Raw genomic sequence first — 25,855 nt, 5'->3', positions numbered from 1 at the left:
GCGCGCGGCGATGCGGCAACGGGGCGGCGGTGTCGGACAAGCAAAGGCGGCGCAATGCGCCGCCTTTGCTTTGCCTCGTCATTTTTCCCGCGGCGGCTATTAGACCACCGCCGGAAGCTTCCCGGCCGCCTTGCAATCGACCTTCAGCTCGCCGTCGGCCACGCTCAGGTGCACCACGCCGCCATCGACCAGCTTGCCGAACAGCAGTTCGTCGGCCAGCGCACGCTTCACCTTTTCCTGGATCACCCGCGCCATCGGCCGCGCACCCATCTGTGGGTCGAAGCCGTGCTCGGCCAGCCAGCGGCGGGCGTCGGCGTCCACGTCCAGGCTCACGCGCTTCTCGCCGAGCTGGCTCTCCAGCTCGATCAGGAACTTGTCGACGACGCGCAGGATGTGCTCGAAGTCGAGCGCGCCGAACTGGATGATCGCGTCCAGCCGGTTGCGGAACTCCGGCGTGAAGATCCGGCGGATCACTTCCATCGCGTCCGACTCGTGCTTCTGCTCGATGAAGCCCATGCTGCGCCGTGCGGCAATGGCCGCGCCGGCGTTGGTGGTCATCACCACCACCACGTTCTTGAAGTTCGCCTCGCGGCCGTTGGTGTCGGTCAGCACGCCGCGGTCCATCACCTGCAGCAGGATGTTGAACACGTCCGGGTGCGCCTTCTCGATCTCGTCCAGCAGCAGCACGGCGTGCGGGTGCTTGGTGATCGCCTCGGTCAGCAGGCCGCCCTGGTCGAAGCCGACGTAGCCCGGGGGTGCACCGACCAGCCGCGACACCGAATGCGCCTCCATGTACTCGGACATGTCGAAGCGGATCATCTCGATGCCCAGCTGCATGGCGAGTTGCCGGGTGACCTCGGTCTTGCCCACACCGGTCGGGCCGGCGAGCAGGAAGCAGCCGATCGGCTTGGACGGATCGGCCAGGCCGGAACGGGCCATCTTGATCGAGGCGGCCAGTGCCTCGATCGCCGGATCCTGGCCGAACACCACCATCTTGAGGTTGCGCTCGAGGTTCTTCAGCACGTCGCGATCCGAGGCGGACACCTGCTTGGCCGGAATCCGCGCCATCTTGGCCACGATGTACTCGACCTCGCCGACGTCGACCCGGCCGGTGCGCTGCTCTTCAGGCAGCAGCCGCTGGCGCGCGCCGGCCTCGTCGATCACGTCGATCGCCTTGTCCGGCAGCAGCCGGTCGGGGATGTGCTTCACCGACAGGTCCACCGCCGCCTTCAGCGCCTCGTTGGTATACGCCACGTGGTGGTGCTCCTCGAAGCGCGAGCGCAGGCCCTTGAGGATCTCGATGCTGTCGGCCACGGTCGGCTCGACCACGTCGATCTTCTGGAAGCGGCGGGCCAGCGCGCGGTCCTTCTCGAACACGCCGCGGTATTCCTGGAACGTGGTCGAGCCGATGCAGCGCAGTTCGCCGGAAGCCAGCATCGGCTTGATCAGGTTCGACGCGTCCATGGTGCCGCCCGACGCCGAGCCGGCGCCGATGATGGTATGGATCTCGTCGATGAACAGGATCGCGCCCGGCTGCTTCTTCAGTTGCGCGATCACGCTCTTCAGGCGCTTCTCGAAGTCGCCGCGGTACTTGGTGCCGGCCACCAGCGCGCCCAGGTCGAGCGACCAGATCGTGGCGCTTTCCAGCACCTCGGGCACCTCGCCGTCGACGATGCGCTTGGCCAGGCCTTCGGCCAGCGCGGTCTTGCCCACGCCGGCCTCGCCCACGTACAGCGGGTTGTTTTTGCGCCGGCGGCACAGCACCTGGATGGTGCGCTCGATCTCGTCGGCGCGGCCGATCAGCGGGTCGATCTTGCCTTCCAGCGCCAGTTCGTTGAGGTTGCTGGCGAACTCGTGCAGCGGGTTGCCCTTCGGCTCGCCGCCCTCCTCGCCCTCGCGCTCGCCGCCGGAGACCCCGGCGGCCGGCTCGTCGCCGATCTTGGCGATGCCGTGCGAGATGTAGTTGACCACGTCGAGCCGGGTGATCTCCTGCTGGTGCATGAAATACACCGCGTGCGAATCCTTTTCGCCGAAGATCGCCACCAGCACGTTGGCACCGGTGACTTCCTTGCGACCGGAGGATTGCACGTGATAGACGGCGCGCTGCAACACGCGCTGGAAGCCCAGCGTGGGCTGCGTATCGCGCTCGTCGCCGGACGGCAGCACCGGCACGGTTTCGTTGATGATGCGCACCAGGTCGGCCGACAGCCGTGGCAGGTCCACGCCACAGGCGCGCAGGGCGCCGAGCGCCGACTGGTTCTCGGTCAACGCCAGCAGCAGGTGCTCCACCGTCATGAATTCATGGCGCTGTTCGCGGGCCTGCTTGTAGCACTGGCCGATGGTGACTTCCAGATCCTTGCTGAACATTCGGATCGTCTCCGCTTGCAATGGTTGAGCGGCCTGCGGCGCCGCGATCAGCACAAAATGGGGGTGCTCAGAGCTTTTCCATAGTGCACAGCAACGGGTGCTGATGGGAACGTGAATATTCGTTGACGTGGGTTACCTTGGTCTCCGCCACCTCGCGGGTGAATACGCCGCACACGCCCCGCCCGCGGGTATGCACGTGCAGCATCACCTGCACCGCCTGCTCCTGGTCCAGGTTGAAGAAGGTGCGCAGCACGTCGACTACGAAATCCATCGGGGTGAAATCGTCGTTCAGCAGCAGCACCTGGAACAGCGGCGGCCGCGCCACCTCCGGTTTCGCGGTTTCCAGCACCAGGCCGCGGCCGCTGTCGTGCTCATGTTCGGGTTCGTGGGCCATCGTGGGTCGTGGTATGAGCTCTGGGTTGAAAGTATACGCCGCGGCGCCGGATCCACCCGCGACGGTGCGGCATGGAAGGTGATGGCACAATGACACTTTTTCCAGCCCCGGCGTTTCCCTACATGGCCGACTTCCCTGCCCCCGCCGAGATCTGGCGACCGCACGTCACCGTCGCCTGCGTGGTGGCCGACGGCGACCGCTACCTGATGGTCGAGGAGCGGGTCAACGGCCGGCTCGCCTGGAATCAGCCGGCCGGCCACCTGGAAGATGGCGAAACGCTGCTGGCGGCCGCCTTGCGCGAAACGCTGGAGGAAACCGGCTGGACCGTGCAGCTGCAGCATCTGATCGGCGTGCACCAGTGGCGCAGCACCGAGCACGGGGATGCGGTGATCCGCTTCAGCTTCGCCGCCCGCCCGATCGGTCACGACCCGGCGCGCCCGCTGGATGCCGATATTTGCCGTGCCAGCTGGCTCACACGAACCGAGATCGCTGCCCTGGGCGACCGCCTGCGCAGCCCGATGATCCTGCAGAGCATCGATCAGTGGCTGGCCGGTCGGCGGCTGCCGCTGGACGTACTGGGGCACCTTCCCGAAGGCGGCGCATCGTGAAGGTGATGCTCGGCATCTCCGGCGGCGTCGATTCTTCGGTAGCCGGGCTGCTGCTGCAGCGGGCCGGTTACGAGGTGGAAGGCCTGTTCATGCAGAACTGGGAGGAGGACGACCGCTCCGGTCCCTGCACCACCGATGCCGACCGCAAGGACGCCGTGGCGGTGTGCGGGCGGCTCGGCATCCCGTTCCACGCGCGCAACTTCGCCGCCGAGTACTGGGACGGCGTGTTCGAACACTTCCTCGCCGAGTACCGCGCCGGCCGTACGCCGAACCCCGACGTGCTGTGCAACCGCGAGATCAAGTTCAAGACCTTCCTCGACGAGGCCCACGCACTTGGTGCCGACAGGATCGCCACCGGCCATTACGCCCGCGTCGACTGCGTGGACGGCCGCTACCGCCTGCTGCGCGCGGTGGACGCGGCGAAGGACCAGAGCTATTTCCTGCACGCGCTGGGCCAGCGGCAGCTGGCCGCCACCTTGTTCCCGCTGGGCGGCCTCGAGAAATCGCGCGTGCGCGAACTGGCCCGCGCGGCAGCCCTGCCGACCCACGCGAAGAAGGACTCCACCGGCATCTGCTTCATCGGCGAGCGCGATTTCCGCGACTTCCTCTCCCATTACATCCCGGCCCGTCCCGGCGAGATGCGTACCCCCGGCGGCGAACTGGTCGGCGAACACCAGGGCGCGATGTACTACACCCTGGGCCAGCGCAACGGGCTGGGCATCGGCGGCCGTCACGGCGCCGGCGGCGAGGCGTGGTACGTGGTGGGCAAGGACGTGGCGGCGAACGTGCTGTACGTGGCCCAGGGCGGCGAGAACCGCTGGCTGTATTCGCAGCGGCTGCATTCGGAGACGCCGAGCTGGATCGATGGCGCGGCGCCATCCGCCCATTTCCGCTGCACCGCCCGCACCCGCTACCGCCAGTCCGACCAGGCCTGCACGGTCGACGTGCAACCCTGCGGCCTCGAGATCCGCTTCGACGAACCGCAGCGCGCGGTGACGCCGGGGCAGTCGGTGGTGCTCTACGATGGCGAGGTCTGCCTGGGCGGCGCGGTGATCGCCGCCACCGACGCGCCCTACGGCGGCCCGCTGCCGGCATTCATCCCTTCCCCCACGCATCCTGCAAGAGAATCATCGCCCCGTGTTTGAAACCTTTTCCATGACCGAAGAACGCGTGCTCGCCCTGGCCGGCCTGTTCCAGGCCTGCGCGCTGGCGCAGCAGCTGGCCAATGACGGCCGTTGCGACGAAGGCGCGATGGAGGCCAGTGTGGCCAGCGTGTTCCGCATCGACGCACCTTCGGTGGTCGGCGTATATGGCAGCATCTCCAACGTCCGGCTCGGCCTGCGCAGCCTGATCGCCCAGCTCGACGAAAGCGACCGCGACATGGCAATAACCCGCATGGCGGTGACCGTGATGCGGCTGGAACGCAGCCTGTCAGCCCGGGCGGACCTGCGCGACAAGCTCCAGCAAGGCATTCTCGCCGCGCAGCGCCAGGTCGACCATTTCGGCGTGGATTCCGGCCAGGTCTGCAGCCGACTGGCCGAGGTGTACGCATCCACCCTGTCGATCCTCAAGCCGCGCGTCATGGTCAGCGGCAACCCGCTGCAGCTGCAGCAGCCCGCCGTGGTGGAAAAGGTGCGCACCAGCCTGCTGGCGGCGGTGCGCTCGGCGGTGCTGTGGCGGCAGGTCGGCGGACGCCAGTGGCAACTGCTGCTGCACCGGCGCCAGTGCAGCATGCTGGCGCGCGGCCTGTTGACCGGGGCGACGCTGGATCAGCGCTGACAGCAGACGGTTCGAACCACGGAAAAGCAAACGGCGGGCAATGCCCGCCGTTTTCCGTCCATGGGTAGAACTCCGTTGCGATAACCGTAGCCGGCTGCCGTCCGGCTGGAGGCAGTATGCCGCGGCAATGTGACAGTTTTAGAACGAAACCTCGCCGAACACGCCGATCTCGTTGGTCTTCACGTTCTGCACGTGCGGCGGCACCGGGGTGGTGACCGACTTGTCGGCCTTCTCGTGCTTCCACACGCCGGCCAGCTTGAAGCCCTTGGTCACCTGGTACTCCAGGCCGAGGTTGTAGTAGACGTCCTTGGCGTTGCGGTCCAGGTCCTTGCTGAGCTTGGCGTTGTCGTAGCGGGTGAACAGGGTCAGGCCGTCGGCGACCAGCACGCTGCCCCACACCGAGTAGCCATTGGCCTTGTCCGCCAGGGGGCTCAGCACGTTGTTCCAGTTCTTGGCGGTGAAGTACTCGGCGCCGAGGCGGAACGACTTGTCGGCGTAGGCCACCATGAAGTCGCCGCGCTGGGCGGTATGCGCCGCGCTGATGTTCTGCGTTTCCTTGCCCAGGTGGCCGCTGTAGCCGCCCACTGCCACGATCATGTTGTCGAACGGCACGAAGCCGACACGGCCTTCGACGTCCACGCCCTTGCTGCGGCCCGGATTCTTGTAGCCTGCGCCGTTCACCACGGACACTGCGTAGTTGAGCGACTTGCTGGCGCCCACGTCGCCGCCCATGTGCAGGCCCCAGTCGGCCGAGGCGCCGTACTTCAGGCGGTCCACCAGGGTGTTCTCGACGTAGCGGAAGCCGTAGTAGTTCTCGGCGAACGGAATCCACGGCATGTCGGCCGAACCGATGCGCAGCACGGCGGCGTCGTCAAACTTGCCCTGCACGTAGGCCTTCTTGACGAATAGGCTGGTCTGGCCGATGGCGCTGGCGTAGTTGAAATCGGTGGTCAGGTTGGCCGACCACACGTCGTTGAACTTGTGGGTGACGCCGAAGTAGAAGCGCTTGACGTCGATGCCGGTGCCCGACTTGTCGGTCTTGCCCTTGTCGCTGTTCTTGTCGCTGATGTTGGTGAAGTCGAAGAACATCTTGCCCGAGATGGAGGTGTTGTTGATCGCCTTCTCCAGCGCGGCCAGCTTCTTGTCGCTGGACGCGGTCACGTTGGAGGCCTTCTCCACTGCCTGGCCGGTGCTGACGTTGATGTCGGACTGCGCATCGGTGCGCTGTTCCAGCTCATCTACCTTGGACTGCAGCGCGGCGAGCTGCGCCTTCAGCGCCTCGACTTCGGCATTGCTGGCAGCCGGGGCCGTGGTGGTGTGCGACTTGTGCGACTTCTGTGCCGGCGCCGCGGCGACGGTGAAGCTGGTGACGCCGAGGCCGGCGGCAATCGCTACCGCAATCAGTTTGGAACGCATGTCATTCTCCGCAAGTTTGGTGGAAAACATCTCGATCGCCCCTTCGACCTGACGGTTGGCCAGCGATTCGTTAAAAGTTTGCCTAGGCTTCTTTACGGTTGGATGCTGCTTTGATGACAGATTCAAGACAACACCTCGATATCCCCGGCAGGCATGCGGCTTACGCCCCGTGCACCGGCTGATATGCTTCATGGATGGAAACGCCCGAAAACAACAACATCCCGCGCATGGCCGACCGGTTTCGCGGTTTCCTGCCGGTGGTGGTCGACGTGGAAACCGGCGGTTTCGACGCCGAGCACGATGCCCTGCTCGAGATCGCCGCAGTGCCGCTGGCCATGGATGCCGGCGGCTACCTGCACCGGCAACCCACCGTGTCCACCCATGTGGAGCCGTTTCCGGGGGCGAATCTGGATCCGCGCTCGCTGGAGATCACCGGCATCGACCCGGACAACCCGCTGCGCGGCGCCCTGGCCGAACAGTTGGCGCTGGACCTGATCTTCAAGGTGGTACGCGAGGCGGTGCGCGAAGCCGGCTGCCAGCGGGCGATCCTGGTCGGCCACAACGCCGCGTTCGACCTTGGCTTCCTGAACCAGGCAGTGCGCCGTACCGGGCACAAGCGCAACCCGTTCCACCCGTTCAGCTGCTTCGACACGGTCAGCTTCGGCGGCCTTGCGTACGGCCAGACCGTATTGAGCAAGGCCGTGCTGGCCGCAGGCCATGCCTTCGACAGCAGCGAGGCGCATTCGGCGGTCTACGACGCCGAGCGCACTGCCGACCTGTTCTGCAGCGTGGTCAACCGCTGGCGCCAGCTGGAATCGATCGAGCAGCTCCACGCCGGCCTCGACGCGGCCTGAACACGGCCGGGCGACCGGAAAGATGACAGTTTGTCATTTGACTGCAACATTCATTTCATTCAATGGCAACACGCAGAGCCTGAAATGGCCGGGTCGCATCCGACCTCACCCAAGGAGCCACCGTGTCGATCAACCATAAATCCCCGCTTCGCTTCGCTGCCGTTGCCGCACTGGCGGTGGCTTCGACGTTCGGCGCCGCTGCAAACGCCACCGACATCACCGGTGCCGGTTCCAGCTTCGTCTACCCGGTCATGTCCAAGTGGTCGGCTGCGTATGCCGAGAAGACCGGCAACCACCTCAATTACCAGTCGGTCGGCTCCGGCGCCGGCATCGCGCAGATCAAGGAAGGCACCATCGACTTCGGCGCCTCCGACGCGCCGCTGAAAGCCGAGGACCTGAAGAAGTTCGGCCTGGGCCAGTTCCCGGTCGTGGTCGGCGGCATCGTGCCGGTGGTCAACATCGCCGGCGTGCAGGCCGGCCAGATCAAGCTCGACGGCGCCACCCTGGCTGACATCTTCCAGGGCAAGATCAACAACTGGAACGACCCGAAGATCGCCGCGCTGAACGCCGGCCTGAGCCTGCCGGCCGGCAAGATCACCGTGGTGCATCGCTCGGATGGTTCGGGCACCACCTTCAACTTCACCAACTACCTGTCCAAGGTCAGTCCGGAATGGGCCGAGAAGGTGAAGTTCGGCACGGCCGTGGAATGGCCGACCGGCGTGGGCGGCAAGGGCAACGAGGGCGTGTCGCAGTACGTGCGCCAGATCAAGGGCTCGATCGGCTACGTCGAGTACGCCTACGCGGTGAAGAACAAGATCAGCTGGGTCAACATGAAGAACGCCGCCGGCAAGGTGCTCTCGCCGAACGCCGAAAGCTTCGCCGCCGCGGCTGCCACCGCCGACTGGGCCCATGCGAAGGATTTCAACCTGATCATGACCAACGCCCCGGGCAAACAGGCCTGGCCGATCACCGCCACCACCTGGGTGATCATGTACAAGTCGCCGAAGAACGCCGCCAACAGCAAGGTCGCCTTCGACTTCTTCAAGTCCGCCCTGGAGCACGGCCAGGCGGCCGCGAGCGCGCTGGACTATGTGCCGCTGCCGGCGACCCTGGTCAGCCAGATCGAGGCGTACTGGGCGTCCGAGTTCAAGCACTGATAACGTAAAGCAAGAAAGCCGACGCCCCCGCCGGCCCTGCCGTCGGGGGCGTCGGATTTTTCAACCCTCCTACTGGATCACCATGCCAGCCATCGAAGCATCCATCATGTCCACCGACATCCTGGAACAGCGCAGTCGCCGCGATGCCCGCAACGAACGGCTGTTCCGCTGGCTGCTGAAGGGTTGCGCACTGATCGTGCTGGCCTCGCTGCTTGGTGCCGCCGGCGCCACGCTGTGGGGCGGCCGTGATGCGTTCGGCACCTTCGGCTGGCACTTCCTGGTCAGTTCGGAATGGGATCCGGGCAACGATGTCTATGGCGCGCTGGTGCCGGTCTACGGCACCATCGCCACCTCGTTCATTGCGCTGCTGATCGCGGTGCCGATCAGCTTCGGCATCGCCGTCTACCTCTCCGAGGTCGCGCCCGCCTGGATGCGCACCCCGGTCGCCTCGGCCATCGAGCTGCTAGCGGGCATCCCCTCGATCATCTACGGCATGTGGGGCCTGTTCATCTTCGCCCCGTTCTTCGCCGACCATGTCAAACCGTGGCTGACCAGCAACCTCGGCAACAAGCCCGACGACGGCAAGCTGTCGTGGGTCGCCGGGCATGTGCCGTTCGTCGGCAAGCTGTTCGGCAGCGACTATCCGTTCGGCGCCAGCATCCTGGTCGCCGGCATCGTACTGGCGATCATGATCATCCCGTTCATCTCCTCGGTGATGCGCGAGGTGTTCCAGACCGTGCCGACCCGGCTGAAGGAATCGGCCTACGCGCTCGGCTCCAGCACCTGGGAGGTGTCCTGGGACATCGTGCTGCCGTATACCCGCTCGGCGGTGATCGGCGGCATCTTCCTCGGCCTCGGCCGTGCGCTGGGCGAGACCATGGCGGTGACCTTCGTGCTGGGCAACGCCATGCACCTGTCGGCCTCGCTGCTCGACCCCGGCGCCTCGATCGCCTCGACCATCGCCAACCAGTTCAGCGAGGCGGCGGGCCTGCAGAAGTCCGCGCTGATGGCGCTGGCCTTCCTGCTGTTCGTGGTCACCTTCGTCGTGCTGCTGATCGCCCGGCTGATGCTGCGCCGGCTGGCCAGCAAGGAGGGTCGCTGATGAGCGCGCTGTACCTGCGCCGCCGCATCACCAACGCGGCCGCGATGACGCTGAGCATGCTGGCCACCCTGGTCGGCCTGGCCTTCCTGGCCTGGATCCTGTGGGAAACGCTGCGCCAGGGCATCGGCGCACTGGACCTGAAACTGTTCACCAAGGTCACTGCCTACGGCGAGGACGGCGGCCTGCTGAACTCGATGGTCGGCAGCCTGATCATCAACTTCATCGGCATCGCCATCGCCACCCCGATCGGCGTGCTGGCCGGCACCTGGCTGGCCGAATACGCCGACCGCACCCGGCTGGGCGAATCGATCCGCTTCCTCAACGACATCCTGCTGTCGGCGCCGTCGATCGTGATGGGCCTGTTCGTCTACACCATCATCGTACTGCCGAGTACTGCCCTCACCCACGGCAGCACCACCTTCTCCGGCTTCGCCGGCGGCGTGGCGCTGGCGCTGATCGCGCTGCCGGTGATCGTGCGCACTACCGACGAGATGCTGCGGCTGGTGCCATCCACCCTGCGCGAGGCGGCGCTGTCGCTGGGCGTGCCGCAGTGGAAGCTGACCCTGCAGATCCTGATCCGCGCCGCGCGCTCGGGCATCATCACCGGCGTGCTGCTGGCGCTGGCGAGGATCAGCGGCGAGACCGCGCCGCTGCTGTTCACGGCATTCGGCAACAACTACATGGCGCTCAACCCGATCGACAAGATGTCCAGCCTGCCGCAGATCATCTACCAGTACGCCAACGACCCGGGCGAGGCGATGCATGCGCTGGCCTGGGCCGGCGCGTTCGTGGTCACCATGTTCGTGCTGCTGCTCAGCCTGGCTTCCCGCCTGATCCTCTTCCGCACCAAGGTGTCCCATGACTGATTCCGCTCTCGCCATGAGCTCGGCGCCGGAGACCGCTGCAGCGACGGTGGCCCCGAAGCTCGCCGTACGCGACCTGCATTTCTACTACGACGGATTCCAGGCGCTGAAAGGCATCAACATGGATATCCCGGAAAAGCAGGTCACCGCGATCATCGGTCCGTCCGGTTGCGGCAAGTCGACCCTGCTGCGCGTCTTCAACCGCATCTACGCGATCTATCCGAAACTGGAGGCGAAGGGCCGGATCCTGCTCGATGACGAGGACATCCTCGGCCCCGGCTACTCGCTGAATCGTCTGCGCAGCAAGGTCGGCATGGTGTTCCAGAAGCCGGTACCGTTCCCGATGACGATCTTCGAGAACGTCGCCTACGGCATCCGCCACCACGAGAAGCTGTCGAAGGCGGACATGGAGAAGCGGGTGGAACAGGCGCTGCGCAGCGCCGCGCTATGGGACGAGGTGAAGGACAAGCTGAAACAGAACGCGCTCGGGCTCTCCGGCGGCCAACAGCAGCGCCTGTGCATCGCCCGCGCGATCGCGCTGAAGCCCGAGGTGCTGCTGCTGGACGAGCCGACCTCGGCGCTCGACCCGATCGCCACCGGCCGCATCGAGCAATTGGTGGAGGAGTTGAAAAGCCAGTTCACCATCGTCATTGTCACCCACAACATGCAGCAGGCGGCGCGCGTCTCCGACCTCACCGCCTTCATGTACCTGGGCGAGCTGATCGAGTTCGACCGGACCGAAAGGATCTTCACCAAGCCGGGCAAGAAGCAGACCGAGGATTACATCACCGGGCGCTTCGGCTGATCACACAGGACCCCATCATGAATACCGGCACAGACCACATCATCAAGAGTTACGACAGCGAGCTGGCCAGGCTCACCGGCGAGATCGTGCGCATGGGCGAACTGGCGGTGACCCAGCTGGAAGCGGCCATCGACGTGCTCGAACGGCGCGACGAGCGCGCCGCGCAGCGCGTGGTCGGCAACGACGACGCGATCGACCAGATGGAGCAGGAGATCGGCCACGACGTGGTGCGCCTGCTGGCGCTGCGCGCGCCGATGGCCGGCGACCTGCGCAACGTGTACGCCGCCCTGCGCATCGCTTCCGACATCGAACGCATCGGCGACTACGCCGCCAACGTCGCCAAGCGCTCGATCCCGCTGTCGATGGTGGCGCCGGTGGCGCCGGTCGGCGGGCTGCGCCATCTGGCCGAACTGGCCGCAGAGGAGGTGCGCGAGGTGCTGCTGGCCTATCGCGACCGCGACGCCGAACGCGCCTACCAGGTGTGGAAGGACGACGCCGTGCTGGATGAGGCCTACACCGGCTACTTCCGCCAGCTGCTCACCTACATGATGGAAGATCCGCGCAACATCACCCCTTGCACGCATCTGCTGTTCATGGCCAAGAACATCGAGCGCGTCGGCGACCACGCCACCAACATCGCCGAGAACATCTGGTTCCAGGTCACCGGAGAGCCGCTGGACAAGCAGCGCAGCAAGCGCGACCTCACCTCGAACCCGGAAATCACCAAGCTCGGCGAGTGAGTCGGCGGCGCAGGACGCGCCCCGGATTCAAGGCAACCGCGAATCCTTCCCGCGACGCAGGCGCAGGCCACGCAACACGCCGAAGATGCCGATCGCGGCCCAGGCCACTTCCATCACGAACGCGGACAGGTTGAAGCTGCCGAACAGCAGCGACAGCAACACGCCCAGCGCGCCGACGATGTTCATCACCTGGTAGGTCAGGCCGTTGCCGTGCAGCTTGTGCGCCTGCAGCAGCAGGAACGCCAGCAGGACCAGCACCACGCCGATGTAACCGGCCCAGTCATGCCACATCAGGTTCATAGTTTCGCGCTCCGCTGGCGCAGTGCCTCGAACAGCACGACGCCGGTGGCGACGGAAACGTTGAGGCTTTCCATCGCACCCGGCATCGGGATCTTCGCCACGAAATCGCACAACTCGCGGGTGAGCCGGCGGATGCCTTCGCCTTCGCTGCCCAGCACGAGTGCCACCGGCCCCTTGAAATCGATGCCGTAGATGGTGGTGTCGGTGTCGCCGGCCAGGCCGGTGATCCACACGCCGGCGTCCTTCAGCTCGCGCAGCGTGCGTGCCAGATTGGTCACTGCGATCAGCGGCACCCGGTCGGCGCCGCCGGCCGAGGCGCGGCGAGCCACCGGGGTGAGGCCGACCGCACGGTCCTTCGGCACGATCACCGCGGTGACCTTCGCCGCCGCGGCGCTGCGCAGGCAGGCCCCGAGGTTGTGCGGGTCGGTGACGCCGTCGAGCACCAGCACCAGCGAGTCGCCGCCGTCGCGCTCGAGCAGGCGGGCCAGGTCGCTCTCGTGCGCCGCCGGCGCCGCCTCGTAACGCGCCGCCACGCCCTGGTGGCGCGCTTCGCCGGCCAGTCTGTCCAGTTCGTCGCGCGGGCGGTGCCGCACCGGGATGTCCAGTTTCTTCGCGCGCTCGGCCAGCTCCAGCACGCGCGCATTGCGCTGGCCGTTCTCGACCAGTACCTCACGCACGCGCTCGGCATCGTTGCTCAATGCGCCCTCGACGGGATTGATGCCGACGATCCAGCTCTCGCTCATGACTTGCCTTTCGGTTTGCGGCCGCCGTGCTTCCTGGGCTCCGGTGCAGCGGGCGCCATTCCCCGCCCACGGGTGGTAGCGGCCTTGCGCGGACGCTGCGCATCGGTCTGCTGGCGGGTGCCGGCATGGGACGGTGGCGGATTATCTCCCGACGCGGCCCTGCGCGGCGCGGGCGCTTCGGCCACGGCCTCCTTGCGGCCGAATGCGCGGCCGATCGCCTTCGCGGCGCGGCCGAACATGCCCGGCGCCTTGGCCGCAGCCTTCTTCGGCAGCGAATAACGCTCGCCCGCGGCCGCGTAGTCGTAGGCCTTGCCCCCTGCGGGCGGCGGCGCGGCCGGCGTGCGCGGCGAGACCAGGCGGAAGTCGATCTTGCGATCCTCCAGGCTGGCGCGCAGCACCTTGACGCGCACGTGGTCGCCCAGGCGGAACTGCGCCCCGGTGCGCTCGCCCTTGAGCAGCTTGCGGGTGGCGTCGAAGTGGTAGTAGTCGTTCATCAGCTGGCTGATGTGCACCAGGCCGGATACCTTCGACTCGTCCAGCTCCACGAACAGGCCGAACGAGGTGACGCCGGTGACCACGCCGTCGAACTCGCTGCCGATGTGTTTCTCCATCCATGCGCACTTGAAGCGCTCGTCCACATCGCGCTCGGCCTCCTCGGCGCGGCGCTCGCGCTGCGAGCAGTGGATCGCCATCGCCGCCATCCCGGCAGGCGTATAGGTGTAGTCGCCCGGCTTGCCGCCGGTCAGCGCATAGCGGATCGCACGATGCACCAGCAGGTCGGGATAGCGGCGGATCGGCGAGGTGAAGTGCGCATAGGCCTGCAGCGCCAGGCCGAAGTGGCCGCGGTTGTCCGGCTGATAGGCCGCCATGCTCTGCGCGCGCAGCAGCACGCTCTGGATCAGTTCGCGCTCGGGGCGATCCTGCACCATGCGCAGGATCTCGGCGAAATCCGCCGGCGTCACCTCGTCCACCGGCGGCATGCGCAGCTTGAACTCGCGCAGGAACTGCTGCAGGTCCTCGTACTTCTCCGCCGGCGGCGGCTCGTGCGCGCGGAACAATGCGGGGACCCTCTTCTTTTCCAGGAACAGCGCCGCCTGCACGTTGGCGGCGATCATGCATTCCTCGATCAGCTTGTGCGCGTCGTTGCGCTCGGTGGCGCCCATCGATTCGACGCCGCCGGTCTGGTCGAGGCGGAACTTCACCTCGGGCGTCTCGAAGTCGATCGCACCGCGGCGCTTGCGCTGGCCCGCCATCGCCTTGTACAGCGCATGCAGGTTCTCCAGCTGCGGCAGCACGTCGGCCACCTCGTGGCGCGCGTCCTGCTCGCGCAAGCCCACCGCCTGCCACACCTTGTCGTAGGTAAGCCGCGCGTGCGACAGCATCACCGCGTCGTAGAACTTCGATCTGGTCACGTTGCCCTCGGCGTCGACCAGCATGTCGCAGACCATGCACAGCCGTTCGACCTTCGGGTTCAGCGAGCAGATGCCGTTGGACAGCGTCTCCGGCAGCATCGGCACCACGAAGCCGGGGAAGTAGGTGGAGGTGCTGCGCTCGAACGCTTCCTTGTCCAGCGCGCTGCCGACCTGCACATAGTGCGAGACGTCGGCGATCGCCACGATCAGCCGCCAGCCGCCGCCACGTTTGGGTTCGGCGTATACCGCGTCGTCGAAATCGCGCGCGTCGGCGCCGTCGATCGTCACCAGCGGCAGCTGGCGCAGGTCGGTGCGGCCCTCGCGCTCGGCGGCGGTCACCGCCGACTCCACCTGCGCCGCGTCGCGCAGCACCGCGGCCGGCCATTCGTGCGGCAGGTCGTGGCTGGCGATCGCCATCTCCACCACCAGCGACGGCTGCAGGCGTTCGCCCAGCACCGCGCGGATCTCGCCGATCGGTCCGCGTTGCGGCGTCGGCGGGTCGGTGATCTCGGCCACCACGATCTGGCCGGAGCGGGCGTCCTGCTCCTTGCCCGGCTTGATCATCACGTCCTGGACGAGGCGGCGGTCGTCCGGCGTCACCAGGGTCACGCCGTTGTCGATCACCACCCGGCCGACCAGCCGCGGCGAGCGGCGCTGCAGCACTTCGGCGATCGCGCCCTGCCGGCGGCCGCGGCGGTCGATGCCGACCACGCTGGCCAGCACGCGGTCGCCGTGCATCACCGCACGCATCTGCTGCGGCGACAGGTACAGGTCGTCGCCGCCCTCGTCCGGGCGCAGGAAGCCATAGCCCTCGGCATTGGCCAGCACCACGCCGGCGATCAGGTCCAGTTTCTGCGTCGGCGCATAGCCGCCGCGCCGGCCCAGCAGCAGCTGGCCGTCGCGCACCATCGCGGCAAGCCGCTTGCGCAGCGCCTCGAGGTCGGGTTCGTCGTGGAGATCCAGCGCTTCGGCGATGCGCGCCTCGGTCAGCAGTTCGCCGCGTTCCTCCAGCAGGGCGAGGATCGCCTCGCGGCTGGGAATCGGGCGCGCGTAACGCTGCGCCTCGCGATCGGCATTCGGGTCGCGCACGGCGCCTGCGGCGGCGGCCTTGTTGCGCTTGTCCGGTGCAGCGGCGGCTCGCGGTGCCCGCTTGGCGGGCTTCTTCGTGGAAGGCGTGCCGCCGGGATTCCCGGAACGGGGGGGAGTTTTTCTGGTCACTCAGGATCCTTGTGATGTTTGCGCCGCGGAGAATGCCACGTCGCCATGAACGGATGTGAAAAAGTGTTGACAAGCCGTCGGCAGATGCCTAAATTACGCGGCTCACGCAGCTCACCGAGCGACGTGACACCTGCCCAGGTGGCGGAATTGGTAGACGCACTAGCTTCAGGTGCTAGCGGGGGCAACTCCGTGGAGGTTCGAGTCCTCTCCTGGGCACCAATTGTAAACGAAGCCCGCAGAAATGCGGGCTTTCGTCTTTTCAGGGGTTTGATCGAAGGCGGGAGGCTGCCTTTCAAGGCAGCCTCCCGCCGGCTTTTTCAGGCAGCTGCCGGCCCCTTCAGCTCGATCATGTTGCCCTGCGGGTCGTACAGGTAGATCGACGGGCCTTCGCCGCGCGCGCCGTAACGCGAACCCAGCTCGCCTATCCGCACGCCATGTGCCTTCAGCTGCGCCAGGATCGCCGTTTCGTCGTAGTCCTCCACGCGCAGGCACAGGTGATCCATGTTGTGGCCTTCCCTGCCCGGTGCGGCGCCACCGTGGCGGCCGAGCTTGCCGTCGATGGCTACCAGGTCGATCAGCGAGGCACCGGCGCGCAGCTGCACCAGGCCGATCTCGTCCTGCCGGCGTTCCTCGCGACAGCCGAGCACCTCGCAGTAGAAGCGTTGCATGGCCGCAGGGTCGATGGCGCGCAACACCACGTGGTCGATTTCGCCGATACGGATCATGGGGCTCGGGCGGGTCGGGAACGGAGTGTCCGAGCATAGCGCGGGCCGGCCACCGGGTTCCCTGAACCGCGGCCACGGGCTGCAACACGCCCCGGATCCGCCTGTATAATCGGCGCGGTAAACGCATGGTGGGAGAAGCGGGCGGCCCGAAGACCGGGCACGTGCCGCTGCCGAAGACGCAACGCCCGTAATCGCTCAGGCTCCCATACCACCACGCGCAAACACTCTGGAGAGACCGGTTGAATCCGGCGCCGAAGGGGCACGAAGCGCAGCCATCGCGTTTCCAAACTCTCAGGCAAAAGGACAGAGGGGCGCCCCGCGTGCGGCACGGCACGCGAGTCTTCGGATGCCCACCCATGAGCCACAACTCCTCCCCTTCCCTGCGCGACCTCGAACACCACGGCGCCTTCATCGAGCGCCACATCGGTCCGGACGACGCCGAGATCGCACAGATGCTTCACGTGATCGGCCACGATTCGCTGGAGTCGATGACCGACGCGATCGTTCCCGGCTCGATCAAGTCCGCCGCCCCGCTAGCGTTGCCGCAGGCGGTCACCGAAGAGGAAGCGCTGGCCAAGATCCGCGCGATCGCCGATCGCAACCAGGTCTTCCGCAGCTTCATCGGCCAAGGCTACTACGGCACCCTCACGCCGAACGTCATCCTGCGCAACATCCTGGAGAATCCAGCCTGGTACACCGCCTATACGCCGTATCAGGCGGAGATCTCGCAGGGCCGCATGGAGGCGCTGATCAACTTCCAGACGATGTGCGCCGACCTCACCGGCATGGAGATCGCCAACGCCTCGCTGCTGGACGAAGCCACCGCCGCGGCCGAGGCGATGACCCTGGCCAAGCGCTCGTGCAAGTCGAAGTCGAACGTGTTCTTCGTGTCGAACGGCGTGCACCCGCAGACGCTGGAAGTGGTGCGCACGCGCGCCGAACCGCTGGGCATCGAGCTGGTGGTCGGCGCGGATGCCGACGCCGCCGGCACCGAAGCGTTCGGCGTGCTGCTGCAGTACCCGGACACCTTCGGCGGCATCCATGACTACCGGGCCATCGCCGACGCCGTGCACGCCCGCGGCGGCCTGGTCGCGGTCGCCACCGACCTGCTCGCGCTGACCCTGATCGCCGCTCCCGGCGAATGGGGCGCCGACATCGTGGTAGGCAACTCGCAGCGCTTCGGCGTGCCGTTCGGCTTCGGCGGCCCGCACGCCGCGTTCATGGCCTGCCGCGATGCGTACAAGCGCTCGATGCCGGGCCGGCTGATCGGCGTGTCGATCGACACCGAAGGCAAGGCCGCCTATCGCCTCACCCTGCAGACGCGCGAGCAGCACATCCGCCGCGAGAAGGCCACCTCCAACATCTGCACCGCGCAGGTGCTGCTGGCGGTGATGGCCTCGATGTACGCGGTCTACCACGGCCCCAAGGGACTCGTCCGCATCGCGCGCCGCACGCATCGTCTGGCCGCGATCCTCGCCGCCGCGCTGCGCCAGGCCGGCGTCGCCGTGGGCAAGGATTTCTTCGACACCCTGCACGTCACCGGCGTGGATGCCGCCGCGCTGCACGCCAAGGCCGCCGGGGCGCGCATCAACCTGCGCCGCATCGACGGCGGGAGCGTCGGCATCAGCCTCGACGAGAGCACCACGCGCACCGATGTGATCGCGCTGGCGGCCCTGTTCGGCGGCAACATCGCAGACATCGATGCGCTCGACGCCGCCACCGCCGACGCCCTGCCTCCTGCCCTGGTGCGCAAGAGCGCGTTCCTCACCCACCCGGTGTTCAATACGCACCACAGCGAGCACGAGCTGCTGCGCTACATGCGCGCGCTGGCCGACAAGGACCTGGCGATGGATCGCACGATGATCCCGCTGGGCTCGTGCACCATGAAGCTCAACGCCACCGCCGAGATGATCCCGATCACCTGGCCGGAATTCGCCAACATGCACCCGCTGGCCCCGGCCGCACAGGCGCAGGGCTACAAGGAGCTGATCGACGGCCTGGAAGCGATGCTGGTCGAATGCACCGGCTACGATGCGGTGAGCCTGCAGCCGAACTCCGGCGCGCAGGGCGAATACGCCGGCCTGCTGGCGATCCGCGCCTACCTTCGCGCCAATGGCCAGTCGCAGCGCGACATCTGCCTGATCCCCGAGTCCGCCCATGGCACCAACCCGGCTTCCGCCCACCTGTGCGGCATGACCGTTGTCGTGACCAAGTGCGACGCCAACGGCAACGTCGACGTCGAGGACATCCGCCGCGCTGCGGAGAAATATTCCGACCGCCTCGCCGCGCTGATGATCACCTACCCGTCCACCCACGGCGTGTTCGAGGAAGACATCGTGGCGATCTGCGACATCGTCCACCAGCACGGCGGCCAGGTGTATACCGACGGCGCCAACATGAACGCACTGGTCGGCGTGGCCAAGCCCGGCAAGTGGGGCTCGGACGTGTCGCACCTCAACCTGCACAAGACGTTCTGCATTCCGCATGGTGGCGGCGGCCCGGGCGTGGGCCCGTGCGCGGTGAAGTCGCACCTGGCACCGTTCCTGCCGCGCACTTATGCCGACATCCCTGTCGGCGAGGATCAAGAAGCGGCCATCCATGGCCGCACTCCTCACAACAGCCGCTCCGTAGGTATGGTGTCGGCTGCCAGCTTCGGCAGCGCCTCGATCCTGCCGATCTCGTGGATGTACATCACCATGATGGGCCAGCAGGGCCTGAGGAAAGCTACGCAAGTCGCGTTGCTCAACGCCAACTACATCGCGAAGCGGCTGGCGGCGCACTACCCCACCCTCTACACCGGCCGCAACGGGCTGGTGGCGCACGAGTGCATCCTGGACCTGCGCCCGATCAAGGACGCCACCGGCATCGGTGCCGAGGACGTGGCGAAGCGGCTGATCGACTTCGGTTTCCACGCACCGACGCTGAGCTTCCCGGTGTCCGGCACCCTGATGGTGGAACCGACCGAGAGCGAATCGCGCTACGAACTGGATCGCTTCATCGACGCGATGATCCAGATCCGCGACGAGATCCGCGCGGTCGAGGAAGGCAAGCTGGACCGCGAGGACAACCCGCTGAAGAACGCGCCGCATACCGCCACCATGGTCAGCGGCAGCGAGTGGACCCACGCCTACCCGCGCGAACTGGCCGCCTTCCCGCTGGCCAGCCTGAAACTGCAGAAGTACTGGCCGCCGGTGGCCCGCGTCGACAACGTCTACGGCGACAAGAACATCATGTGCGCCTGCATTCCGGTGGATGCGTACAAGGAAGAAGCCGAGGCGTAAGCCGCTTCGCCGATTCGTGCACCACGGCAAAAGGCCCCGCTCGCGGGGCCTTTTGTTTCATTCCGCCACGATGCGGTCGCGGCCCTGCTGCTTGGCCTGGTACAGCCGCTTGTCCACCGCGTCGATGAACGACCGCAGTTCGTCGTCGTGGCCCGGAATCGTGCTGCCCACGCCGAGGCTGATCGTCAGCACGGGACCGATCGGCGACGACTCGTGCGGGATCTGCTCGGCCAGGAGCAGCTCGCGGCAGCGTTCGGCCAGCTTGCCGGCGGCGGCTTCGTCAGTTTCCGGCAGCACCAGCACGAATTCCTCGCCGCCGAAGCGGGCCAGCAGGTCGCGCGCGCGAGTGGCCGCCGAATTCAGCACCCGCGCCACATGCTTGAGGCAGGCATCGCCTTCCAGGTGGCCGTAGCGATCGTTGTACTGCTTGAAATAATCGATATCGATCATCAGCAGCGACAGCGGCTGCCGGTTGCGCCGCGCGTTGCTCCATTCGAGTTCGATGATCGCGTCGAAGCGCCGGCGGTTGGCGACGCCGGTCAGGCCATCGCGGAAGGAAAGCTCTTCCATCTCCTTCTGCAGGCTGATCAGCTGCTGCTCGGTGCGCTTGCGCTCGCTGATGTCGAACATGAAGCCGATCAGCGCATCGACCGAGCCGTCGGGCCGGCGCACCACGTGCACCACGTCGCGGATCCACACGTAATGGCCGTCGCGGGTCAGCGCGCGGTAGTCGGCCTCGTGGTCCACCCCTGCCTGCGACTGCGCGACGCAGAAATCCACCACCCAATCGCGATCCTCGGGATGCATGCGGCTGGCCCAGTCGGCCACGCCCACCCAGCTCGACGGCGCCCAGCCCAGCAGCGCCTCGATCTGCGGCCCGATATAGGCGAACTGCTTGCTGTCCCAGTCGATCTTCCACGGGATCGCCCTGGTCGATTCCAGCAGCGTCTTGTAGACGGCGCCGTCGGACTCCACCCTGTTCTCGATATCCACCATCTCGCCGATCCCCGGGAATATTCTGGCCTGCGTGGCGCAGGCGGACAGCAAGATCAAATATATCAAGGCATCGACGCACGAGGCCCGCCATCTCGCTCAATACCGGCCGCCCGGCAACGAAAAGGCCCCGCCAGGCGGGGCCTTTCATTCATGCGGCTCGCTGCGCCGGCTCAAGCGCCGTTTTTGCCAGCCAGGTGCCGATCGCCGGCCACCGGTCGCTGCGGATCATCATGCGACACTTGATGTTCGCGACGCTGACGCCGGCGGTACAGCATGATGTGGCCGGGTGGCCATCGGCCCTCCCTCGCACCACGCGATAGCGACGCCCCGGGCCACCCTTCGGACACGGCCGGAAGTCATGCCGGGATGGCGCATCCGGGCCGGGTGGGCAGCTGACGGTCGACGGCAGGCAATCGCGCTATATTCCGTGGCACGCGCGGCCGCACCCCAGGGGCCGTTGCGAGCCGCTGGAAGATTTCGCGGGAGGCACCGTGATCGAATGGATCGAATATGCCAAGATCGCAGGCGCCTTCGTCGGCGCCTGTGGCATCGCCACGCTGGCCAAGCTCTATCACGACAGGGTCGTGACCGGCAAAGACACCGAGCTGAAGATCAAGGACGCCGAAATCACCCGCCTGCAGGCTGATCTGCTGAAGGCGCAGTCGCGCGTGAAGACCGCCGAGGAGGACAGCGCCCCCGCCCACCGAGACCTGATCCGGCTGCGCGCGCAACTCACCGAAATGATCGAGCGCCTGGCCGGCACCCTGCGCGCGCAGGCCGCGTCGCTCTATATCCCGGTGTTCAACGCCAGCGATGAAATGACCGCGTCACCGCGCAGCTTCGCCTTTGTCGCCGCCTGGAACATCGACCCTGGCGCCACCGCGGCCATCCTCAAGATGAAACTGGTCGAGAGCTGGACCGTCGTCGGCGAGTGCTGGGGCAGGGCCACCCTGATCGGCAACAACAACCTACAGGCCAACGTCCGCCACGTCGCCTCGTACGACAAGCAGTCCGGTTTCGTGCCGCTGCATACGCTGGTGTCGCCGGTACGCTGGCAGGGGCGGCAGATCGGCGTCGTGCAGGTCTTCAACAAGACCCTGCCGGGCAGCGCCTACGACCTCGACGAGCATGGCTTCCAGAGCGACGACCGCAGGCAGCTGCTCGAAGCCCTGCAGGAAACCAGCGACGCCGGCATGGCGGGCACGCTGCATTACTTCCGGTCCAGCCCCGACGCCATGCGCGTGCTCGGCCTGCAGGACGAACTGAACCTCGAGAACGCGGTGATCATGTATGTCGACCTGACCCAATCGTCGGCATTGTTCGATGAGCTGCCGCTGACTGATGCAGCACGCCTGATCAACCGCTTCAGCCAGAATATCTACCGGCGAATTGGTCCATTTTCCGGCATCATGGAAAAGTTCAATGGCGACGGCACGCTGATCCGCTTTCATTACGCCGGCTTCGACGGCCATGCGCCGATGAGCAATCCGGCCTTGCGGGCGATCTGCGCCGCCGCCGATCTGTTCGGCGAGTTCAAGGCCTTCAAGACCCAGCGCTGGCAAGGTCTGGCGGCAGACGTCGCCGAGGCGGTGAAGCTGCGCATTACCATCGCGTTGGGCCCGGTGGTATCGACCAACATGGGGCCGCAACAGTTCCAGACGCCCACGGCGATGGGCCAGTGCGTCAACCGTTCGGCCAAGATGATCGCCTTTGCGCCGCGCGACCGCGACGTGATGCTGGTCGACGACAACATGAGCAGGGCGTTGAAGCAGATCGACGAGCATTACGCCGCCGCGCTGACCGCCTTCGACAGCTGGTCGTCCGATACCGCCCGGCAATCGCCCAGCCTCGCCGGCCACCGGTATTTCGAGGTGACACCCGAGCCATTCCGGCTCGCCGCCATGGAGTTCCGCCAGTCCCCGTACGCGCACCCGCCGTAGCCGCCCTGTGCCACGACAGGTCCCGCCACGCAGGGTCTGTCGTTCACAGCAGGCAGTGTCATCAATGGCTGCGTCACCTCGCCCGTGCCAGCATCCCGAAGACAACGCCTGCTCCTATGAGCATTGCGCCGTCGACGTGGCCGCCGGAGCGAAGACGCCAGATACGCTGAAGGAGCGCGATCCCAAAGCGCCTAAACCCAAGCTTCGATGGCATCGGCAGAATGATGGATGGCAGGCAGCCCTTCGACACCACTGCTGCATCGGGAATTACTCCTCCGGCTTCGGCTGCATTTTTGCCAGCGCCTCTTCCAGATCGACGATCACCGCTTCCAGCGCCTCGTGCAGTTGCCCCTGGCGGTCCATCAGGTCGGCGAGCTTGTCCGCCTGCTTGAGCTTGGACAATTCGCCGTCGAACAGCAGCCACGCCGCCGTCAGCGTTTCCACATTGTTCTTCGAGTAATGCCGCATCTCCTTGAGCTGCGCCACCGTATCGACGATGTAGTCGGCCGGCGTCTTCGCATTTTCATCGGACATGGGATGGCTCCTCCTGGCGAGATGTAGCGGCCCTTCGACGGCTGCCGGCGGCATGCAAGCACGGCGTATCGAGCCGTTCGCTCCGACGGTAGCGGCGCGAATGCGAAGTGCGGGTCAATATCCTGCTCAGGACTCGTTGTCCGCCGCCTGGCGCGGTTCACCGCCGCCTTCCGGCGGAGCCGCCGCGCCAAACACGGGCGACTCCCAACCTGGCAAGGCCGGCTCGCGGTGCAGCACGAAGGCGCGACGATGCACCCTTCGCTGCCGCGGCGGCCCAGACCGATCGCCGCCGGGGCATCCGCAGCCGGCGCACCCGTTCGCACGCGAGGCCCATGCGGCGCCACCTGCAAGCATGGCCAGTGGCGTGACCGGTATGGCCGCACATCAGGTCGAACCGGTGCGCTGCCTGCGCCCCATGCGGCGTTTCCGCCATTCCATGCCTTCCGCTTCCGTCTTTGTCGCACGGCCGACAAAAGGCGCAGGATTGGCAGCTATGCTCGCCTCCCATCGCTCGGCCATCGGGGACATCGACGTGATCAAGGGCTTTTTCTTCGTAGCGCGACTGGTCGTCGCCTGGCTGCTGGCGCTGACCTTCGTCATCACCCTGATCGCCAACAGCGGCCCGTTCCGCAGCATGCAGCCGCTGCCGGAAATCATCGTCGCCGTGGTGCTGGCGCTGGTGATCACCGGCGCGTTCTCGCACCTGCGGCGCGTGCGGCTGATTGCCGGGCACGTGAACCTCGACACGCTGGGCAACCGCCAACGCCGGCAGATCGAGCTGCCGTTCGAGGCCGACGAGGCGTTCGACATGCTGGACGCGACGATCCGCGAACTGCCCTACACCGAGGAGATCGAGAGCGCCCGCGACAGCCTGCAGGTGCGCGCCAAGGTACACCGCCCGAATCCCTACGGCCGCACCGTGCTCGGCTGGCTCAACCCCTTCAGCTGGCTGGGTAGCCGACGCAACCAGATCTTCGCCACGGTGACGCCGGGCGAAGGCACCGGCAGCGTCACCCTGGTATGCGAACCGGAAAGCGGCGCGTGGACCGACTGGTTCCGCGTGGATGACGGCACCAACCTGGTCAACGCCGAGGCGGTCTCCCGCGCCCTCGCCCGCCGCGTGGCCGAGCGGCGTCGCCGCGAACAGCAGGCCGCCACCCAGGCCGCCACCGACAGGGAACTGGCGCAGGCCAAGCTCAACCTGCTGCACGCGCAGGTGGAACCGCACTTCCTCTACAACACGCTGGCGAGCGCGCAATACCTCACGCGCAGCGAACCTGCGCAGGCCGACCGCATGCTCGGCCACCTCATCCAGTACCTGCGCCACTCGCTGCCCAGCGCGGAGGAAACGCTTTCCACGCTCGGCGAGGAACTGGAGCGCGCCCGCGCCTATCTGGAAATCCTGAAGATCCGCATGGGCGCGCGGCTGGAGATGAAGATCGAAGTACCCGACGCGCTGCGCGCCGTCACGCTGCCGCCGATGATGCTGCAGACCCTGGTGGAGAACGCGATCAAGCACGGCCTGGAACCCAAGCCCGGCGGCGGCAGCGTGTGGATCCTCGCCCGCCGCGACGGCGACAACGTGGCGATCACCGTGGCCGACGACGGCCAGGGCTTCGGCGCGGCCGGCGGCGGCACCGGCATCGGCCTGAAGAACGTGCGCGAACGTCTGCAACTCGTGTACGGCCCGCGCGCCTCGCTGGCCGTGGTGGCCAACGTGCCGGAAGGCGTGGCCGCCACGCTCACCGTACCGGCGCAACAGACCGCACTGATCGCAGCGGAACCGCGCCCATGAGCCGCGCCGTGATCGCCGAGGACGAGCCTCTGCTGCGCTCCACGCTGAGCCGCCTGCTCAGTGAGGCGTGGCCGGAACTGGACGTGATCGCCGAGTGCGAGAACGGCGCCGACGCACTCGACGCCATCGCCACGCAGCAACCGGACGTGGCCTTCCTCGATATCCGCATGCCCGGTCTGAGCGGCCTGGAAGTGGCCGCGGCAGCTGCCGAAGCCAGCCCCGCCACGCAGGTGGTATTCACCACCGCCTACGACCAGTACGCCATCGACGCCTTCGAGCGCGGCGCGATCGACTACCTGCTCAAGCCCATCGCCACCGAGCGCCTGGCCGCCACCGTCGAACGGCTGCAACGCCGCGCCACCGCAGGCCAGGCTGCGCGCGGCGACCTCGCCCTGCTGCTGCGCGAGCTGGCGAAAGGCGCCGCGCCAACGGGAGTTGCGCCGCCGCTCACCTGGATCACCGCCGGCACCGGCCGCGAGACGCGGCTCATTATGGTGGACGACGTCGCCTACTTCCGCGCCGACCACAAGTACACCGTGGCAATGACCGCCGACGGCGAAGCATTGCTGCGCAAGCCGATCCGCGAACTGCTGGAGCAGCTCGACCCGGCCGTGTTCAAGCAGATCCACCGTTCCACCATCGTCAACCTGAAAGCGATCGCCTCCATCGTCCGCGACGACAGCGGCAAGGGCACCGTGCGCCTCAAGCAACGCCCCGAAACCCTCACCGTGAGCCAACCTTTCATGGTGCTGTTCCGCAACATGTGATCCCGCGTGTGGCTCGTCACACGCGGGCCGCACAACCCCAAACCGACCGCCTCGGAAAA

General features: G+C 66.8%; 22 protein-coding genes, 1 tRNA gene and 1 riboswitch. Of the genes, 14 read left to right on the top strand and 9 right to left on the bottom strand.

Going from position 1 to position 25,855, the window contains the following annotated elements; genetic code table 11:
* Positions 1 to 99 precede the first annotated feature (99 nt).
* Together clpA and clpS are read right to left on the bottom strand one after the other, a co-directional pair.
* Positions 100 to 2,367 (bottom strand): ATP-dependent Clp protease ATP-binding subunit ClpA, encoded by a 2,268-nt coding sequence (clpA, locus tag DEO45_RS09030; protein WP_114342739.1) that lies wholly within the window; start codon positions 2,365 to 2,367, stop codon positions 100 to 102.
* Positions 2,368 to 2,434: 67 nt separating this feature from the next.
* Positions 2,435 to 2,761, bottom strand: a complete 327-nt coding sequence (gene clpS / locus DEO45_RS09025; RefSeq protein ID WP_114342737.1) for an ATP-dependent Clp protease adapter ClpS — start codon at positions 2,759 to 2,761, stop codon at positions 2,435 to 2,437.
* Positions 2,762 to 2,883: 122 nt separating this feature from the next.
* Between clpS and DEO45_RS09020 the strand changes: the two genes are divergently transcribed.
* The 3 genes from DEO45_RS09020 to hflD are packed head-to-tail and all read left to right on the top strand — an operon-like array spanning position 2,884 to position 5,148.
* On the top strand, positions 2,884 to 3,369 hold the full coding sequence (locus tag DEO45_RS09020; protein WP_114342734.1) for an NUDIX hydrolase: 486 nt from the start codon (positions 2,884 to 2,886) through the stop codon (positions 3,367 to 3,369).
* On the top strand, positions 3,366 to 4,514 hold the full coding sequence (mnmA, locus tag DEO45_RS09015) for a tRNA 2-thiouridine(34) synthase MnmA (RefSeq protein WP_114342731.1): 1,149 nt from the start codon (positions 3,366 to 3,368) through the stop codon (positions 4,512 to 4,514). The genes DEO45_RS09020 and mnmA overlap by 4 nt, the downstream gene beginning before the upstream one ends.
* A 10-nt stretch (positions 4,515 to 4,524) precedes the next feature.
* On the top strand, positions 4,525 to 5,148 hold the full coding sequence (hflD, locus tag DEO45_RS09010) for a high frequency lysogenization protein HflD (RefSeq protein WP_114342729.1): 624 nt from the start codon (positions 4,525 to 4,527) through the stop codon (positions 5,146 to 5,148).
* A gap of 138 nt (positions 5,149 to 5,286) precedes the next feature.
* Here the strand turns inward: hflD and DEO45_RS09005 are convergent, their stop codons facing one another.
* Entirely contained in the window at positions 5,287 to 6,564 is a 1,278-nt protein-coding gene (locus tag DEO45_RS09005; RefSeq protein WP_114342931.1) for a porin, read from the bottom strand.
* 194 nt (positions 6,565 to 6,758) lie between these two features.
* On the opposite strand from DEO45_RS09005, the gene rnt reads away from it, so the two are divergent.
* The 6 genes from rnt to phoU all read left to right on the top strand — a co-directional run bounded on the left by rnt (position 6,759) and on the right by phoU (position 12,085).
* Complete coding sequence (gene rnt / locus DEO45_RS09000) at positions 6,759 to 7,418, top strand: ribonuclease T (protein ID WP_114342726.1); 660 nt, start codon at positions 6,759 to 6,761, stop codon at positions 7,416 to 7,418.
* 122 nt (positions 7,419 to 7,540) lie between these two features.
* On the top strand, positions 7,541 to 8,575 hold the full coding sequence (gene pstS / locus DEO45_RS08995; RefSeq protein WP_114342723.1) for a phosphate ABC transporter substrate-binding protein PstS: 1,035 nt from the start codon (positions 7,541 to 7,543) through the stop codon (positions 8,573 to 8,575).
* Positions 8,576 to 8,681: 106 nt separating this feature from the next.
* Positions 8,682 to 9,677, top strand: a complete 996-nt coding sequence (gene pstC, locus DEO45_RS08990) for a phosphate ABC transporter permease subunit PstC (RefSeq protein ID WP_428992434.1) — start codon at positions 8,682 to 8,684, stop codon at positions 9,675 to 9,677.
* Entirely contained in the window at positions 9,677 to 10,543 is an 867-nt protein-coding gene (gene pstA, locus DEO45_RS08985; protein WP_114342718.1) for a phosphate ABC transporter permease PstA, read from the top strand. The genes pstC and pstA overlap by 1 nt, the downstream gene beginning before the upstream one ends.
* On the top strand, positions 10,536 to 11,345 hold the full coding sequence (pstB, locus tag DEO45_RS08980; protein WP_114342716.1) for a phosphate ABC transporter ATP-binding protein PstB: 810 nt from the start codon (positions 10,536 to 10,538) through the stop codon (positions 11,343 to 11,345). The genes pstA and pstB overlap by 8 nt, the downstream gene beginning before the upstream one ends.
* A 17-nt stretch (positions 11,346 to 11,362) precedes the next feature.
* Positions 11,363 to 12,085 (top strand): phosphate signaling complex protein PhoU, encoded by a 723-nt coding sequence (gene phoU / locus DEO45_RS08975; protein WP_114342713.1) that lies wholly within the window; start codon positions 11,363 to 11,365, stop codon positions 12,083 to 12,085.
* Between the two features lie 27 nt (positions 12,086 to 12,112).
* On the opposite strand, the gene DEO45_RS08970 is transcribed toward phoU, so the two are convergent.
* From DEO45_RS08970 to rnr, 3 genes are read right to left on the bottom strand one after another with little or no spacing between them, the layout of a single operon-like run.
* Entirely contained in the window at positions 12,113 to 12,385 is a 273-nt protein-coding gene (locus DEO45_RS08970; protein ID WP_114342710.1) for a CBU_0592 family membrane protein, read from the bottom strand.
* Positions 12,382 to 13,128, bottom strand: coding sequence for a 23S rRNA (guanosine(2251)-2'-O)-methyltransferase RlmB (gene rlmB / locus DEO45_RS08965; RefSeq protein ID WP_114342708.1), 747 nt, complete (start codon positions 13,126 to 13,128; stop codon positions 12,382 to 12,384). Before rlmB ends, DEO45_RS08970 begins: the two co-directional genes overlap by 4 nt.
* Positions 13,125 to 15,758 (bottom strand): ribonuclease R, encoded by a 2,634-nt coding sequence (gene rnr, locus DEO45_RS08960; protein ID WP_428992433.1) that lies wholly within the window; start codon positions 15,756 to 15,758, stop codon positions 13,125 to 13,127. Before rnr ends, rlmB begins: the two co-directional genes overlap by 4 nt.
* A 132-nt stretch (positions 15,759 to 15,890) precedes the next feature.
* On the opposite strand from rnr, the gene DEO45_RS08955 reads away from it, so the two are divergent.
* Positions 15,891 to 15,977 (top strand) — tRNA-Leu (locus DEO45_RS08955).
* Positions 15,978 to 16,075: 98 nt separating this feature from the next.
* Here the strand turns inward: DEO45_RS08955 and DEO45_RS08950 are convergent.
* Positions 16,076 to 16,483: a VOC family protein gene (locus tag DEO45_RS08950; RefSeq protein ID WP_114342703.1), complete on the bottom strand. Its 408-nt coding sequence runs from the start codon at positions 16,481 to 16,483 to the stop codon at positions 16,076 to 16,078.
* Positions 16,484 to 16,699: 216 nt separating this feature from the next.
* Positions 16,700 to 16,800: riboswitch (glycine riboswitch) on the top strand.
* Between the two features lie 39 nt (positions 16,801 to 16,839).
* On the opposite strand from DEO45_RS08950, the gene gcvP reads away from it, so the two are divergent.
* Complete coding sequence (gene gcvP / locus DEO45_RS08945) at positions 16,840 to 19,764, top strand: aminomethyl-transferring glycine dehydrogenase (RefSeq protein ID WP_114342701.1); 2,925 nt, start codon at positions 16,840 to 16,842, stop codon at positions 19,762 to 19,764.
* Between the two features lie 57 nt (positions 19,765 to 19,821).
* Here the strand turns inward: gcvP and DEO45_RS08940 are convergent, their stop codons facing one another.
* Entirely contained in the window at positions 19,822 to 20,760 is a 939-nt protein-coding gene (locus DEO45_RS08940) for a GGDEF domain-containing protein (protein WP_114342699.1), read from the bottom strand.
* 491 nt (positions 20,761 to 21,251) lie between these two features.
* On the opposite strand from DEO45_RS08940, the gene DEO45_RS08935 reads away from it, so the two are divergent.
* The gene (locus tag DEO45_RS08935; protein WP_114342696.1) at positions 21,252 to 22,700 is read left to right on the top strand and encodes an adenylate/guanylate cyclase domain-containing protein; all 1,449 of its coding nucleotides are present in this window, start codon (positions 21,252 to 21,254) and stop codon (positions 22,698 to 22,700) included.
* Between the two features lie 267 nt (positions 22,701 to 22,967).
* Here the strand turns inward: DEO45_RS08935 and DEO45_RS08930 are convergent, their stop codons facing one another.
* Positions 22,968 to 23,234, bottom strand: a complete 267-nt coding sequence (locus DEO45_RS08930) for a hypothetical protein (RefSeq protein WP_114342694.1) — start codon at positions 23,232 to 23,234, stop codon at positions 22,968 to 22,970.
* A gap of 493 nt (positions 23,235 to 23,727) precedes the next feature.
* On the opposite strand from DEO45_RS08930, the gene DEO45_RS08925 reads away from it, so the two are divergent.
* Entirely contained in the window at positions 23,728 to 25,029 is a 1,302-nt protein-coding gene (locus tag DEO45_RS08925) for a histidine kinase (protein WP_114342691.1), read from the top strand.
* The gene (locus DEO45_RS08920; RefSeq protein ID WP_114342689.1) at positions 25,026 to 25,796 is read left to right on the top strand and encodes a LytR/AlgR family response regulator transcription factor; all 771 of its coding nucleotides are present in this window, start codon (positions 25,026 to 25,028) and stop codon (positions 25,794 to 25,796) included. Before DEO45_RS08925 ends, DEO45_RS08920 begins: the two co-directional genes overlap by 4 nt.
* Positions 25,797 to 25,855 lie beyond the last annotated feature (59 nt).

The organism is Rhodanobacter denitrificans (assembly GCF_003335105.1).
Lineage (GTDB): Bacteria > Pseudomonadota > Gammaproteobacteria > Xanthomonadales > Rhodanobacteraceae > Rhodanobacter > Rhodanobacter denitrificans_A.
This window is presented reverse-complemented; position numbering and strand designations above follow the sequence as displayed.

Bases quoted from the DNA above. Each gene is read 5' to 3' on its own strand.
- clpA (WP_114342739.1), bottom strand. From the start codon at position 2,367: ATGTTCAGCAAGGATCTGGAAGTCACCATCGGCCAGTGCTACAAGCAG.
- clpS (WP_114342737.1), bottom strand. From the start codon at position 2,761: ATGGCCCACGAACCCGAACATGAGCACGACAGCGGCCGCGGCCTGGTG.
- DEO45_RS09020 (WP_114342734.1), top strand. From the start codon at position 2,884: ATGGCCGACTTCCCTGCCCCCGCCGAGATCTGGCGACCGCACGTCACC.
- hflD (WP_114342729.1), top strand. From the start codon at position 4,525: ATGACCGAAGAACGCGTGCTCGCCCTGGCCGGCCTGTTCCAGGCCTGC.
- DEO45_RS09005 (WP_114342931.1), bottom strand. From the start codon at position 6,564: ATGCGTTCCAAACTGATTGCGGTAGCGATTGCCGCCGGCCTCGGCGTC.
- rnt (WP_114342726.1), top strand. From the start codon at position 6,759: ATGGAAACGCCCGAAAACAACAACATCCCGCGCATGGCCGACCGGTTT.
- pstC (WP_428992434.1), top strand. From the start codon at position 8,682: ATGTCCACCGACATCCTGGAACAGCGCAGTCGCCGCGATGCCCGCAAC.
- pstA (WP_114342718.1), top strand. From the start codon at position 9,677: ATGAGCGCGCTGTACCTGCGCCGCCGCATCACCAACGCGGCCGCGATG.
- pstB (WP_114342716.1), top strand. From the start codon at position 10,536: ATGACTGATTCCGCTCTCGCCATGAGCTCGGCGCCGGAGACCGCTGCA.
- phoU (WP_114342713.1), top strand. From the start codon at position 11,363: ATGAATACCGGCACAGACCACATCATCAAGAGTTACGACAGCGAGCTG.
- DEO45_RS08970 (WP_114342710.1), bottom strand. From the start codon at position 12,385: ATGAACCTGATGTGGCATGACTGGGCCGGTTACATCGGCGTGGTGCTG.
- rlmB (WP_114342708.1), bottom strand. From the start codon at position 13,128: ATGAGCGAGAGCTGGATCGTCGGCATCAATCCCGTCGAGGGCGCATTG.
- DEO45_RS08950 (WP_114342703.1), bottom strand. From the start codon at position 16,483: ATGATCCGTATCGGCGAAATCGACCACGTGGTGTTGCGCGCCATCGAC.
- gcvP (WP_114342701.1), top strand. From the start codon at position 16,840: ATGAGCCACAACTCCTCCCCTTCCCTGCGCGACCTCGAACACCACGGC.
- DEO45_RS08940 (WP_114342699.1), bottom strand. From the start codon at position 20,760: ATGGTGGATATCGAGAACAGGGTGGAGTCCGACGGCGCCGTCTACAAG.
- DEO45_RS08930 (WP_114342694.1), bottom strand. From the start codon at position 23,234: ATGTCCGATGAAAATGCGAAGACGCCGGCCGACTACATCGTCGATACG.
- DEO45_RS08925 (WP_114342691.1), top strand. From the start codon at position 23,728: ATGCTCGCCTCCCATCGCTCGGCCATCGGGGACATCGACGTGATCAAG.
- DEO45_RS08920 (WP_114342689.1), top strand. From the start codon at position 25,026: ATGAGCCGCGCCGTGATCGCCGAGGACGAGCCTCTGCTGCGCTCCACG.